The organism is Planomicrobium sp. YIM 101495 (assembly GCF_009707665.1).
Lineage (GTDB): Bacteria > Bacillota > Bacilli > Bacillales_A > Planococcaceae > Planococcus.
In genome coordinates, this window is record NZ_WLZW01000002.1 from 303,201 (window position 1) to 317,035 (window position 13,835).

Below are 13,835 nucleotides of genomic sequence, written 5' to 3' on the forward strand. Positions count from 1 at the left end.
TGCCATCTGCCTCCTCATAAACCTGTCAATAGGACAACAATCGCAGTCAAAATCGATGCGCCTCCGATTCCGTATAAAAAGTCCGCTTGGTTAAAAATCAATTTCTTTTCCATTCTGTAAGAACCCCTCTCTTGTTGTCGATATTAGGAATTTACCCGGAAAATAAGGGATTTAAACCATTTTGCACAAATTTCTGCGATTCGGCTCAAGGGAAAAGGACCGAAACAAGGATTCCGACCGAAATGGAAAAATTGGTTGAAACAACCGGGGGCGGGGAACGTATAATAGAGAGGACTACATAAATTATTAGAAAGGGTGTAACTTATGCATGAAAGACCAATAAGCAGAGTCGGCGAAATGGTGCTCGGCATTGTCGGCATCGTTTTCAACATCATCGCAATCATTCTGACTTTGATGATCGTCCTAGGAGTATCCGGATTCGAAGGAACAGAAGAACACAATCAGATCCAGCAGGACTTGCTGAATGATCCTACCTTTACGGATCCACAAGAAGCACAAATGGCCATGGATATGTTCAATGGAATCTTAGGGTTCTTCGGAATCTTCGGTTGGGTCTTCATCGCGATCCTGATCATTTCTACAATCTTGGCAATCGTAGCGCTTGCGAGCTTGAAGCGGAACGCGAAACTATCGGGTGTCTTCTTCATCCTGGCAGGCGTCTTTGCAGGAATCCTGTCGCTGACATCGGTCCTCTTCTACATCGCGGCCATCATGTGCTTCGTGCGCAAGACGCCAATGAGAGAAGACGAGCTTCTCAGAAAAGCGGACCAAGACATCCAAACGCAGGAAACGCCGTACCGCCCATTTTGAGTAGAAAAGCGGAAGTGCCCGTTTAGACTCGATAGGCATAAGGCAGTTCGGCGAAGCGGCGTTTTTTGCCGCGTAGCCGGAATGACTTATGCCCCGAGAGTCTGGGCGCTGGAGTCTGGACAAAGAAAAGCGGAAGTGCCCGTTTAGACTCGATGGTCATAAGGCAGTTCGGCGAAGCGGCATTTTCTGCCGCGTAGCCGGAATGACTTATGCCCCGAGAGTCTGGGCGCTGGAGTCTGGACAAAGAAAAGCGGAAGTGCCCGTTTAGACTCGATGGGCATAAGGCAGTTCGGCGAAGCGGCGTTTTCTGCCGCGCAGCCGGAATGACTTATGACCCGAAAGTCTGGGCAATGAGAAAAGCCATCCCGCGCACCAGTTTTCACTGGCGCATGGGATGGCTTTCTTCATGTTATAAAGCAGGCGCTTGGTGCAAATAAACATATTCGGATGTCTGAAGGGGATGTCCTTCGAACAACTCTTCGAACTCTTCGACGAACTGGAAGCCCATCGCTTCGTAAAAGTTGCGGCCGGAGCGGTTTTCACTTTCGACATAGACGAACAGGCGGGTGCCGGGGTCCAAATAACTCAATCCGCTATGGAGCAACTTCTTGCCGTATCCAATGCCTTGCGCATCCGGCTTTAAGTAGATAGCGATCAATTCTGCGTCTCCATCTTGATCGGTCTTCGTAAAGTTAGCGAAACCGACTGGTACTCCGTCTTGCTCCGCGATCAGCAAAGTTGTCCGTTTCAGACGCATATCCAGCATCGGGACGGAATACGATTTTTCGAGAAAGCGTTTTTGGATGTCAGCGGGGATGATACCTTCATACACATCATTCCAGCTAACACGTGCAATTTCCTGGACAGCCGAGATATCCTTGGATGTACCGATGCGTATCATGTCATCACCTCAAAACTCTTTTGGTCATCATACCAAATTATTTTTTCTCTGGCTATACATGTGGAATAATGGAGAAAGAATGGAGGGATTCAAAATGGGATGGTCCATACATACATTTGAAGAATTTACACTTGAAAAATTATATGCATGCTTGAAGCTACGCGTCGATGTCTTCATCGTCGAACAAGGATCACCGTACGAGGAAATCGACGATCGGGATCAAGCGTCCATGCACTTGCTGTACGAAGAGGAAGGGAAGATCCTGGCGTATGCACGTCTCGTACCGGCCGGTGTCAAGTACGACTCGCCCTCGATTGGCCGTGTCATCGTACATCCAGATGCCCGCGGACGCGGATTTGCCAAGCATTTGATGGAGCGGAGCCTCACTTACATCCAGGAGGAATGGAATCCGGAAGCGATACAACTGCAAGGTCAGACATACTTGGAAAAATTTTATCAGTCCTTCGGATTCGAAACGGTATCGGCCCCTTACGATGAAGACGGAATCCCGCACGTTGACATGAAATTTTCAAATTCCAGCAGGAGATCGGGAGAATTTCTCGAATAGGTTTAGAAGCATGAAATAAAGGCTATAGGAATAAGTGAACCATTGTGACTATACGGGGAAATGATTAAGAGAAAGGGTGTTTGAACATGGCGAAAAAAAGAGGATTATTACTAGCAGGGTTAGCAGCAGGTGCGTATGCATATTTCAGAACTCCGGAAAACCGGGAAAAGGCGACGGTCGCATTCAATAATGCGAAAGCGAAAGTCAATTCCTACTTGGAGTCCCAAAACCTAGACAAAGAGAAAAGTACACCTGTAGCGGACGATCCGGACTTCGATGCACCAGAAGAGAACCAGATGGTGGACGAAGGTGCAATGACGACTGTTCAATATAAGAACGAAGAGCAACAGGAAGAATTGGAAGAACAGAAAAACGTGAAACTTGCAGCGAATGATACGAGCGCAGAGAAGTCCGAGAACACGGACGTCGTTTCACCTGAAAACAAAATCGGTACAAAAAACCTGTAATCCATGCATAACGAACAACAAAAAACGCTTGAGGAATGAACATTCCTCAAGCGTTTTCCTGCGATTTTTTGAGGGTCAGCAAGAAGTTCAGCAGTGCGACTCCGACAAGGATACAGCCGCTCAGGATGAATCCGCCGCTCGCATCCAGCGCCAAAGCACCGGTGATACTGGAGCCTGCCACCACGCCGATCGAAAAGAAAGCGTAGAACAAGCCGTACGCACGACCGCGCGTGTCTGGCACTGTCGAATCGATCAGCAAGGAGTTGATCGAAGGGAACAGGAACGCGAACCCGACGCCGTACAAGCACATGATGGCGTATGTAATCGAAATATCCGACACCGTGCTGAGCAGAAGCTGTGAGCTCCCCATCAGCACAAATCCGATGATCATCGTGATTCGCGGCGGGATGCGGTCGAACAGCCGATTGATCGGCAATAGGAAGACGAAGATCGCAGCGATTCCGAACGTGCTGAGCAACAAACCACTCGTTTCGGAAGGATGGCCGTCCGACACGACTTTCAGTGGCAGCATATAAGCGAGTACGCCTTGGGAGAACATCAGGAAAAAGGCGCCGGAAAATGCTTGGATCAGTCCGACGTTTCCGAACATCACCTTCAGTGGAACCGCGACTTTCGCTCTCCTTTCCTTCTTCGCTGAATGCTTCCGCAAGAACAGGAAGGAGAGCAAGCCGACGAGGAGGATAAGCGTCCCAGTGACGAACATCGTCTCAGGCACGCTCGTCCGGCTCGTATAGATTGCGCCGAAAGCGGGGCCGGTGATCGCTGCGATGCCAACGAATGCGCCGGAAACAGCAGCTCCTTTCCCGCGTCTGCTCTTATCGGTATTGTTGGCCAAATACGTGAAGGCCGCAGGGACGGTCAACCCTGCAGCAAGTCCATGGAAAAAGCGGATGGCAAGCAAGCTATACGGTCCTTCTGCCAGGCCGTATGTATAGAGAGTAATGCTTGTCGCTACGAGACCGAGGATTAAAACGGCGAACGGTCCACGGCGGTCTGCATAGATCCCCGATATGAGGTTGCCGACCGTGTTCGATAAGGAATACATCCCGACCGCGAGCCCTGCCAGGAACGGTGTCGAACCAAGGGCGACCGCGAACGGGCTGATGATCGGCAGCTGTGCGAACAAGTCGAAGAATGCAAAGAAAATAATCAAATACACGAAGAATTTCAAAAGTGTTACCTGCTTTCTGTAGAGAGGTTCTTTTTCCCATAATCGGGTAGAGTAGTACATAACTATTAAGAATAAACGGTGTGCTGTTATTGGGAACTACACCTTTTCACACAATAATGGAATATGAATGAACAAATCTAATACTAGTATACCATCGGAGGGGACTGCAATGAAAAGAGCGATGTTCATCGTCAATCCGTCAGCAGGAAAAGAGAAAGCCGCGGACTACAAAAAACTGGGGATCGAGACGCTTCAGGACCTCGGGTATGAAGTTGATACGCGCGAAACGGAAAAAGAGCTGGACGCAACGAATTTCGCGCGGGAAGCATGTCAAAATGAATATGATTTCGTCGTCGCGATGGGTGGAGACGGCACGATCAATGAAGCGGTCTCAGGTCTTGCCGAACAACCGCACCAACCGCTATTCTCACTCATTCCACTCGGGACAGTCAATGATTTTGCCCGGGCACTCGGCATTTCGCTGGATCCGCCGGAAGCAATCGAAGCACTTCGGACCGGAACGGAAAAACGGGTCGACATCGCAAAAGTCGGAGATCGGTACTTCATGAACATTTTGGCGCTCGGCAAGATCGCAGAGTCCACATCCGAAGTTTCGGTCGAACAGAAAACGAAATTAGGTGCTTTCGCTTACTTCATCGAAGGCGTCAAAGCCCTGACTTCGGATGAACAGATGGAATTCACCGTCACGCACGATGCGGGTGAATGGACAGGCGAAGCGAAGCTCGTACTTGTTGCATTGACGAACTCAGTGGGTGGCTTCGAGAACTTGGCCCCGGATGCATTGACAGACGATGGACTATTGCATGTCTACATCGTGGAGAATGCAGCACTGCCAGTTTTCGTCCGGATCGCCGGAGCATTGCTGCGCGGCCAGTTGGAAAAAGATCCTGCCGTCCAGGCAATCCATACGACAAAAGTGGCCATCGATACGAGTGAACCGGTCTTATGCAACATAGACGGCGATGAAGGCGATCCGACACCTCTCATGGTCGAGGTCATGCCACGACATATCCGTGCGGTTGTGCCACCGGACCCGAAAAAGTAAAAAATGTGGAACTTTTTTGGAAGTGAGTCGTACTAGTAGATGACGCAATATCGCAAAACAGTCACACGAGCAGATATTTCTAATAAAAACATATAAAATATTGTAAGTTTTAACGTTAAACGCTACTCTGAAACACACTTTAAGTATATAGTAGGAATATGACTTCTTAAATTTGTATAAAGAAAGACGGGGAAAAGATGAATTTAATTGCTGCACCATCCATTCAAGAAACCATATCCAAGATTTTCATGGAAGAGTCGGAAGAACTGACGCACTTTCAAGGAATCGAAGAGTTCTTCGAGATCGAGACCCAACTCATCTACGAAATCAACCATTTGGAAAAAGAACGGGCGAAGCAATCGCTCCGTAAATTGATCGATCTTATTTCGATGCGCGCACAAAAAGAGACGATCAAGGCGGTTCGTTACTATTATATCGTCCTTGCATCCGTGATGGCACGGAAGCTGCATGAGATGCGTGTGCCACCGAAAAAAGCATTCGCATTCAATTACGCATGTATCGAAATGGTCGATAAACATATGAATGACACGGAATTCCTTTTTGTCGCAGACGAACTGATCGAATTCTTCATCTCGGTCGTATCAGAACGAAAACAGCCTTCCTTCGGGCACCAAACCGTCAACAAAGTCGTATTATACATAAACGATGAAGTGGAACGCGATTTGTCTGTAGAAGAAATCGCAAAACACTTCAACATTTCCACGAGCCACCTGTCACGTATTTTCCGAGAGCACGCGGGCATAACATTGGTGGAATACTTGAACGTACGCCGGGTCGAGGAATCCCAGTATTACTTACGTCATTCCGACAAAGGGATCTCGGAAATCTCGAAGCAATTCCACTTCTGTAACCAAAGCTACTTCACTCGGATCTTCAAGAAATATACGACGGTGACGCCGAAGCAATTCCGCGACAGCCAGCATATTCCATACTTCCGTTACAATCTGCCGGAGTCACGATAAGGAGAGTCAGCTCTCCTTTTTTTTGTTCACAACTTTATGGGAAGACGCTATTTTTATGACGAGGCGTTTGTAAATTGATTACGTGATAAGGTATACTTCTAAGGAGTAAAAAAAGGTGTAGGTGACTAAATTGAAAAAGAAAAGTACACTGCTGTTTATGTTGACAGCTGCAGTTCTCTTGCTGAGTGGATGTGCTGCTGTAGAGAAGAAGGAAGGTTTTTTCTATAGCGTATTCGTTCAGCCGTTCGACTTGAGCCTTGATTATTTAGGGAATCTCTATAACGGAAGCTATGGTCTGGCGATCGTGACGATCACGATCATCATCCGTCTTGTGTTGATGCCTTTCATGCTGAAGACGTACAAGCGTCAACAAGGGATGAAAGTGAAGATGGACCGGATGCGCCCGGAAATGGAAGATATCCAGGCGCGCATTAAAGCGACGAAAGATAAAGAAGAGCAAATGAAGCTTCAGCAGGAAATGATGGGGCTTTACAAAAAACATGATGTCAACCCGCTGAATATGGGCTGTTTACCGATCGTCATCCAGATGCCGATCATCATGGGCTTGTACTTCGCGATCTTGCATTCGCCGGAAGTACGCTCACACGAGTTCCTATGGTTCAACCTCGGGACACCCGACGTCATCATGACGCTCATCGCTGGTGCCGTGTATTACGTCCAAGCAAGAATTTCGCTTTGGACAATGCCGGAGCAGCAGCAAAAGCAGATGAAACTATTCATTTATATTTCACCGATTATGATCATGTTCATCTCTTTCACGTCGATGGCCGCGCTCCCAGTATACTGGGCAGTCGGCGGGATCTTGCTGATCATCCAGACGTTCATCGGACGGAAGTTCTACTCGGCAAACCCTGAGATCGCACTTGAATCTGTGGAAGAAAAGAAATAAGCTGATTTCGAGCGAGCCGGCTGAAGTGCCGGCTCTTTTTTAAGGAGTTGATTGGGTGAATCCGAAAATTTTACAAGGCGTGGCGCTTGCTGTGCTGAGCATCACGGCACTGTTCTTCCTGATCCGCGGGCAGATGGAGATTGCTGTCCTCTTCATGACTGTCCTATTCGTGATGACGAACAGCTTCCGTTACCGTCAGATGAAGGCACAAGGCATGGACCGTGAAGCAAAGTGGATGTTCGGCATGGCTGTCATTTTTGCCATTCTGTTCTTCGTCGTCCTCGCGACCATCCTTTTATAAGAACCGAATGTCCGGCAGCCGTTTTGATGGCCGCCGGGCATTTTTGTTTGTCCGACCGGAGCTATGCCGGAAGGGAAATCCATGTGGAGACGTGATAGAATAAAGAGGAACTCAAGAGAAAGTAGGCGTGTTATGCAATCTCGTTACTTAGCGAAACAGAAGAAGAAAAAAACGTGGATCATTTGGTTGCTTTCGATTCTTGGTGCCGTCTTGCTCGGTGCTGCCACTTACTGGCTGTACCTGCACGACTGGGACCCGGAGGAAAGCTGGAATAAACTTGTGGAACAAATCCAATCGGCGCAGGATGACACGGCAGAGCCTGCGAACAATCCAGAAGAAGTAGTGAAGCCGGAAGAAACATTGCTGCCGGAAGACGACGGGGAACCGGTGCCGGAACTTCCTGAAGAAGAACCGGCTGAAGAAATCATCGATGCGACGAAATATCCGGAAGGTATCGAATTGCCAGCAGAGCCGACCGTCATCAATGATATTTTACTAGCGAACAAGCAACACCCATTGCCATCGACGTATGCGCCTGGTGAATCGCCGGAAGCACGTACGGCATTCGAAGCGATGAAAAAAGAGGCGGCTGCGGCTGGAATCGACCTCGCTGCATTTAGTACGTACCGGGACTTTGGCCGTCAAAAAGTCCTTTATGACGGATATGTAGCGAAGGACGGCCAGGAAGCGGCTGACCGTTACAGTGCACGTCCAGGCTTCTCGGAGCACCAGACAGGACTAGCATTCGATATCGGGGAAGTCGGCCAGGAAGTGCACTGGGCAGCGTCTTCGTTCGGTGATACTCCGGGAGGGAAGTGGCTTGCGGAAAATGCGCACCGCTTCGGATTCATCTTGCGGTATCCTGAAGGGAAAGAGCAGCTGACCGGCTATATGCATGAGTCGTGGCACTTCCGTTTTGTCGGAACGGAAGTTGCGAAGATCATTTTCGAACAAAAAATGACGCTCGAGGAATACCTCGGCGTCATACAAGCTTCATAAGATCGGTGACAAGAGACGTGCAATGGATTCTTTCGTTTTAATCATTCGTGTACGCGTATAATATTTTTCGAATGTCAATTCGGAAGACAATTCAATGTCTTGGCGGAACAGTTCAGCGAGTTCCGTCGAGACTTTTTTGTCGTAAATGAATGCGTTGATTTCGAAATTCAATTTGAAGCTCCGCACATCGATATTGGCGGTTCCGACCGTCGAAGCCTTGTCATCGACAACGATCATCTTCGTATGGAGGAAGCCGTTCTCGTAAATATAGACGCTCGCACCGGCTCTGAGCAATTGCCCGACGTACGAGTAAGTCGCCCAGTAGACGAACAGGTGGTCAGGCTTGTTCGGAATCATGATGCGGACATCGATGCCTGATAAGGCCGCGATGCGGATCGCATCATAGAAGCTGCTGTCCGGGATGAAGTAAGGTGTTTGGATATAAATATATTCCTTGGCCATATTGATCAACTTCAAATAGCCGTCTTTGATCTGCTCCCATTCCTCGTCCGGTCCACTTGAGACGATCTGCATCGCCGTCGAGCCTTTTGTCGGGGCCGTTGGGAAGTAGTTTTCCGCGTAGGCGATGTCTTGTCGTGAAGATGCTTGGTTCCAGTCAAGGATGAAGCGCGTCTGGAGCGGATGCAACGCACTGCCCTCGAGCCGCAGGTGGGTATCGCGCCAGTAGCCGAATTTCCGGCTCAATCCGATGTATTCATCACCGACGTTAAAGCCGCCGACATAGCCGACTTTGCCGTCGATGACGACGATCTTCCGGTGGTTCCGGTAGTTGAGCCGGGGGTTGATCAGCGGCAGGAACGAAGGGAAGAAGGTCTCGACTTCGCCGCCCGCTTTAATGAATTCCTTGAAGCGGCGTTTGCTCAAACCTCTGGAGCCCATGTCATCATACAGGAGCCGGACAGTCACGCCTTCAGCGGCCTTGGCGGTCAAGGCATCCATGATGCGCGTGCCGAGGCCGTCCAGCCGGAAAATATAATATTGGACGTGAATATGATCTTTTGCCTGCTTGATGTCTTCCAGTAGCGAATCGAATTTCTCCCGCCCATCATTGAAGATCCGGACGGAGTTATCTTGTGTCAAGATCGCTCCGTTGTTTCGGAGGTGGAGATAAATCAGCTCGTCATATTCTTCGGGTGTCTCGTTCTTGAAATTGAATTTTTCGTCGTGCAAAGCATTCATCTGATGGGCGATCAAGTTCTCGATCCCGATTTTTGTCTGGCCTTCCCATTTGAACAGCGTTTTCTTCCGCAGTTGTCTTCCGAGCAGCAAGTAGATGAAGAACCCTAAAATCGGGATGAAGAAGAGGACGAGCAGCCATGCCCAAGTGGAAGATGCATCCCTGCGTTCCAAGAACACGAGTGCAGCGGCCAAGAAGATGTTCAATATAAAAATCAATGTCGTAAGAATGCTGATTATCGTTAAAGTCATCCCATCACCTTTTCCCATTGGTTGCTTAAGTTCCATTATAGCCTATTGCAGAAAACGCCGTACGAAATCATGTTCCAAAAAAGACGCACTCACGAAAATCTTGAGTGCGTCTTTCTATCAGCTGATGTTCTGTTCTTCCTTCAAGTCTTCGACGACACTTTCCACTTCGAGACGGGTCATCTTCTCTTTCCCGTCTTCCAATGCTTTCAATGTCTTATGTGCAAGTGCTAATGGCACTTTGCAGAACATGAGGATGCGTTTGTTCTTGATCGGTTTGATGTATGCGTCGGCAAGTGCCAGATTTTCCTTTGCGTAAGCGAACATATCATCGCGCGTCCAGCCTGCTGGAACGAAGGACACACCGCGCTCCCTGTCTTCGTCGAAGTTCCGCAGCATGTTGACTGCCTGAAGTCCACGACCGAAGCCGATCGCAAGGTCCTGATCCGTCTCGGTGCCGTCATGCCATTTCCACAGATCGGCGAGCATCACGCCGACGAGTCCTGCGACGTAAAACGTATAATCGTCGAGGTCGGCACGGTCATTGATGACCCAATCCTTCTCGACCCATTTGGCCATTCCATCCGCCATCAAGGCAGTTGATTCCTGGATTTGGCCGCGGATTTCCGGAGGGCAGACGGTGAGCCAGTCACCGAGGCGAATCGACACATCCGGAAGTTCATCTACATAAGGAGCGATCAAGTCAGCATAGGTCTGCTCGTCGAAAGGTTGTTTGAGCAATCCACTGACGGCTGTCAGCATCTCGATCTTCGCCTTATCCGACAGGTCCGGATGGTCCTCGATTTCATCGATGGCACGCATGCAGAGATAAGCGGATCCTACAGTCTTTTTCAGAGAGGATTCCAAGAAGCTGATGGGGATGAAAAACGTCCGACTCGTCTTCTTCAGCATGTCCATGGATTCTTTCTGTAAATTCTTGGTGCTACCCATATCTATTCCTCCTTCAGTCTCGACCATCACACATGAAGCGTGGATTCGGTTGCTGCCTGAGCGGTTGCTCAAGAAAGCTTGTATATTAAATATAAACTATCTACTCGAAAATACAAATCTTACCTCGGGGAAGCTGCATCAAAAAAACCTGTGCACTTGGTTTGCACAGGTTTTCAGGAAGGATGGAAATATTGCCAGGCTTCCTGGATTCCACCGGCACACGGTTTCGTTGCGCGGAAGATGTTCGGGTGTTCGGGACATTCTTTCAATTCAGGCTGAGCGTTCCCGACGATGACGGAAGGCAAACCGAGTGTCAGCATTTCCAGGTCATTTCCGGAATCGCCTGCGACCAGCCATTTGGCGGCGTGGAGCTGATATTTTTCTTTTAAATAAAGGAGAGCCTGGCCTTTGCCGCTGTGGGCGGGCAAGATGTCGACATCACGGCCACCGCTGTAGATGAGTTTATGGGGAATCTCGTTTTTCTTTAAGTGGTTTTCCAAGTTTAGTAAAGCTTCTTCTGAACGTGCGAAGAAGGAGCAGCGGTTTGTAACAGGCAGCAGCTGCTTTTCGATGCCTTCGATCTGCGCTGCGATAGCATCGATCTGGTCAGGCATCCAGCCTTCATCGATCTTGGCGTGCCAGTCCTCGTCCATGACGAACTCAGGGCCTTTCCGGATCTCTGTTCCGACGTCCGTGACGAGCAGGTCAGGGGCGGGGAGACCTTCTTCTTCCATCAGGGATAGGGCCGACTGGAAATGGCGTCCCGTTACGTAGACGAGTGTGACGTTATAAAGTTGTTTGGAATAAAACTCCAGCAGATTGCGAAGCTCTGCTGAATCTCCGACGAATGTCCCGTCCAGATCAGTGGCTAATAGATGTGTTGTAGCGTTCACTTATCATCACCTCATACAAAGAATTGATTCTTTCAGATATGGAAGACCACTGGAACTCGCGCTCGGCCACTTGCATTGCCTGCTGGCCAAGCCGGTGAGCAAGAGAGGCATTGGTTGCCAATTTCTCCATGGCATTTGCTAAGTCGAACGGATTCTTCGATTCGACGAGCAGTCCTGAATAACCGTCCTGCACAACGTTCTTCAGCCCGCCGACTTTACTTGCGATGACTGGGCTTCCGCACGCTTGTGCTTCTGCTGCGACCATACCGAATGATTCGTAATAGCTTGGAACAATCGTTGCGGTAGCTGAATTGAATAGCAGGGAAAGCTGTGTCTGGTTTTGGGGACCTAGAAAAATGACATGTTGTTCGATGCCTCTGACTGCTTTCCTCAAGTTAAGGTCTGTCGGTAAATTCGTTTCGAAATCGATTGCGTTCGCTTCTCCGCCGGCAAGCACGAGCTGCGGAGTGAAACGGTCGCCTGCTCTATGGACAAGACGCTGGAAGGCGCTGAGAAGGGTATGGATTCCTTTCGTTTCTTCCAATCTTCCGGCAAAAACGAATAACGGCGTCTGGAAGCCGAGACGTTTCCGGATGTGGCCGCGGTTTTGGCGTTTCTGGAACACCTTATCGACACCGATCGGAATGACTGAAATCGGTGACGGATGTTCGACGAATTTTTCGATTAAGGCTTTTTCACTATTGGTTGTTGCGAGTACTTGATCGGCTGTCTGTAATATGGCTGTTTCGGCTTTCATGCGCCGCAGGTCCGGGATGCCGACCGCAACTTCTTTTGCCCAGCCGAGCGAATGTGATGTATGCATGAATGGAAGCCCGAAATCACGCTGCAGCCGCATACCGAGCAGGCCCGACAGCCAATAATGGGTATGGACCATATCATATTCCTTCAAATTAAGTGCGGATTTCATTTCTTTATAAAATGCCGAAAGCATCTCATACATTTCGTTTTTCGAAATAAATCCTTTGAAGCCGGCTTCGATGCGGATGACCCGGCAGTTCTTGCCGAAATGTTCAATCCGCGGGGCGAAGCTGTCACACCAATGGGTGACGATATCTATTTCCCATCCATGGTCTTCAAGAGAGAGGGCTAGTTGCTTGACGTAATTGTTTTGGCCGCCTGACTGTTTACCGCCCAGCTTTGCCAATGGATCACCATGGTCAGAAACAAAAAGCATTTTCTTACGCATTGCACTCATCTCCGTATTATTTGATTTTATAGGCCAAATGAAAATAAGCCCGCTCTTTTCTATACCCTATTTCCATCCAGTTGAAACCTTTTTCGATATTTTTTGTATATTTCGATAGTTCCATCAAGAAAGCATGACAAAAAGATGCCGTGGCATTTTCCCATGGCATCTCTTGTTTTCATCAGATTGTTCCATTCAAATGACAGTCAATCCGTACTGTCGACAAATTTTCCGTGCTCAGGCACAGCACGAGCAGGGAAATGATCGGCAAGTTCGACCAGCCCTTTTGCCAGTTCAGCTCCATGCATCGGCTTGCCGTGGCCGGTTGCTGCAGCATTCGGTTCGAGATCCGCAAGCTTGACCACAGATTCCCAGGCAGCACGCCAGTCGGTCGTCAAATAGACAGGCGGGCCGTGCACTTCTTTCTTTTGCATCAGCACTTTGTAAAGAGAGTCTTGTTTGACGGTGATGAAAGCATCGCCAGCGAGCAGGAAGCGTCCTTGCTCGCGGAAAAGGGAAACGTGTCCCGGTGTATGTCCTGGTGTATGGATCCAGCGCCATCCGGGCATCGGCGGCACGGAATGATCAGCCGGCAACTCCTTTAGATGTTCAGAAATATCGATGGCTTCGATCGGGAACAATTTCGACAGTTTGGCGACCATACCACCTTCGACGGTCACATCAGGGTCCGGGTAGTTTTCTTTGCCCGTCAAGTAAGGGAACTCAGCTGGATGGGCATAAACGAGAACCGGGAAGCGATCCAGGATTTCTGCGATGCCACCGATATGGTCAAAGTGGCCATGTGTCAGGACGATGGCTTGCAGCCGGTGATCCGGACCAAAACGTTCTTCGGCTGCTTGGAGAATTTTTTCGCCGGAGCCTGGCGTGCCTGCATCGACGAGCACCCAATCGTTGCTGATTGCCGGATTGCCGATCATGAACGCATTGACGACTTGCACGGCATAGCAATAAACTTCGGGGTCGACTTCCTTGCCGGAGCCGCTTCGGATGGAAGTGACGGGCAGGATGCGATTTGTAGAAGAGCTTGTTTCCATAGGGAGATCCTCCTTCATCGTGAAAAATGGGTTATAACTCGTTTACCCGAAAACAGGCGCCTCAA

At 49.3% G+C, this 13,835-nt stretch carries 15 protein-coding genes; 8 read left to right on the forward strand and 7 right to left on the reverse strand.

Translation table 11 applies throughout. The features are described 5' to 3' along the window. The first annotated feature begins 324 nt into the window (after positions 1 to 324). Positions 325 to 831: a DUF4064 domain-containing protein gene (locus GIW82_RS10845; RefSeq protein ID WP_154749965.1), complete on the forward strand. Its 507-nt coding sequence runs from the start codon at positions 325 to 327 to the stop codon at positions 829 to 831. Positions 832 to 1,240: 409 nt separating this feature from the next. On the opposite strand, the gene GIW82_RS10850 is transcribed toward GIW82_RS10845, so the two are convergent. Next, on the reverse strand, positions 1,241 to 1,732 hold the full coding sequence (locus GIW82_RS10850; protein ID WP_154749966.1) for a GNAT family N-acetyltransferase: 492 nt from the start codon (positions 1,730 to 1,732) through the stop codon (positions 1,241 to 1,243). Between the two features lie 94 nt (positions 1,733 to 1,826). On the opposite strand from GIW82_RS10850, the gene GIW82_RS10855 reads away from it, so the two are divergent. Beyond that, positions 1,827 to 2,300: a GNAT family N-acetyltransferase gene (locus GIW82_RS10855; RefSeq protein ID WP_154749967.1), complete on the forward strand. Its 474-nt coding sequence runs from the start codon at positions 1,827 to 1,829 to the stop codon at positions 2,298 to 2,300. Positions 2,301 to 2,386: 86 nt separating this feature from the next. Beyond that, positions 2,387 to 2,767 carry a hypothetical protein gene (locus GIW82_RS10860; RefSeq protein WP_154749968.1) on the forward strand — a complete coding sequence of 127 codons (381 nt, stop codon included), beginning with the start codon at positions 2,387 to 2,389 and terminating at the stop codon, positions 2,765 to 2,767. Between the two features lie 46 nt (positions 2,768 to 2,813). Here GIW82_RS10860 and GIW82_RS10865 read toward each other — a convergent pair whose 3' ends face one another. Next, entirely contained in the window at positions 2,814 to 3,959 is a 1,146-nt protein-coding gene (locus GIW82_RS10865) for an MFS transporter (RefSeq protein WP_154749969.1), read from the reverse strand. A 169-nt stretch (positions 3,960 to 4,128) separates the two neighbouring features. Here GIW82_RS10865 and GIW82_RS10870 point away from each other — a divergent pair, with 169 nt between their 5' ends. From GIW82_RS10870 to GIW82_RS10890, 5 genes are all read left to right on the forward strand, one after another. Next, positions 4,129 to 5,025 carry a diacylglycerol/lipid kinase family protein gene (locus tag GIW82_RS10870; protein WP_154749970.1) on the forward strand — a complete coding sequence of 299 codons (897 nt, stop codon included), beginning with the start codon at positions 4,129 to 4,131 and terminating at the stop codon, positions 5,023 to 5,025. Between the two features lie 197 nt (positions 5,026 to 5,222). Next, complete coding sequence (locus tag GIW82_RS10875; RefSeq protein ID WP_154749971.1) at positions 5,223 to 6,008, forward strand: helix-turn-helix domain-containing protein; 786 nt, start codon at positions 5,223 to 5,225, stop codon at positions 6,006 to 6,008. Between the two features lie 130 nt (positions 6,009 to 6,138). Next, entirely contained in the window at positions 6,139 to 6,918 is a 780-nt protein-coding gene (gene yidC, locus GIW82_RS10880) for a membrane protein insertase YidC (RefSeq protein WP_154750035.1), read from the forward strand. A gap of 55 nt (positions 6,919 to 6,973) precedes the next feature. Further along, complete coding sequence (locus tag GIW82_RS10885) at positions 6,974 to 7,219, forward strand: hypothetical protein (RefSeq protein WP_370456207.1); 246 nt, start codon at positions 6,974 to 6,976, stop codon at positions 7,217 to 7,219. Positions 7,220 to 7,351: 132 nt separating this feature from the next. Then, the gene (locus GIW82_RS10890) at positions 7,352 to 8,218 is read left to right on the forward strand and encodes a M15 family metallopeptidase (protein WP_154749972.1); all 867 of its coding nucleotides are present in this window, start codon (positions 7,352 to 7,354) and stop codon (positions 8,216 to 8,218) included. Here GIW82_RS10890 and cls read toward each other — a convergent pair. The 5 genes from cls to GIW82_RS10915 all read right to left on the reverse strand — a co-directional run bounded on the left by cls (position 8,213) and on the right by GIW82_RS10915 (position 13,770). Beyond that, on the reverse strand, positions 8,213 to 9,667 hold the full coding sequence (cls, locus tag GIW82_RS10895) for a cardiolipin synthase (protein ID WP_154749973.1): 1,455 nt from the start codon (positions 9,665 to 9,667) through the stop codon (positions 8,213 to 8,215). The genes GIW82_RS10890 and cls overlap by 6 nt on opposite strands. A 117-nt stretch (positions 9,668 to 9,784) precedes the next feature. Continuing rightward, positions 9,785 to 10,615, reverse strand: coding sequence for a squalene/phytoene synthase family protein (locus GIW82_RS10900; protein WP_154749974.1), 831 nt, complete (start codon positions 10,613 to 10,615; stop codon positions 9,785 to 9,787). A 173-nt stretch (positions 10,616 to 10,788) separates the two neighbouring features. Continuing rightward, positions 10,789 to 11,508, reverse strand: a complete 720-nt coding sequence (locus tag GIW82_RS10905; protein ID WP_370456208.1) for an HAD-IIB family hydrolase — start codon at positions 11,506 to 11,508, stop codon at positions 10,789 to 10,791. Continuing rightward, positions 11,477 to 12,715, reverse strand: a complete 1,239-nt coding sequence (locus GIW82_RS10910; RefSeq protein WP_154749975.1) for a glycosyltransferase — start codon at positions 12,713 to 12,715, stop codon at positions 11,477 to 11,479. Before GIW82_RS10910 ends, GIW82_RS10905 begins: the two co-directional genes overlap by 32 nt. Before the next feature lie 206 nt (positions 12,716 to 12,921). Further along, on the reverse strand, positions 12,922 to 13,770 hold the full coding sequence (locus GIW82_RS10915) for an MBL fold metallo-hydrolase (RefSeq protein ID WP_154749976.1): 849 nt from the start codon (positions 13,768 to 13,770) through the stop codon (positions 12,922 to 12,924). Positions 13,771 to 13,835 lie beyond the last annotated feature (65 nt).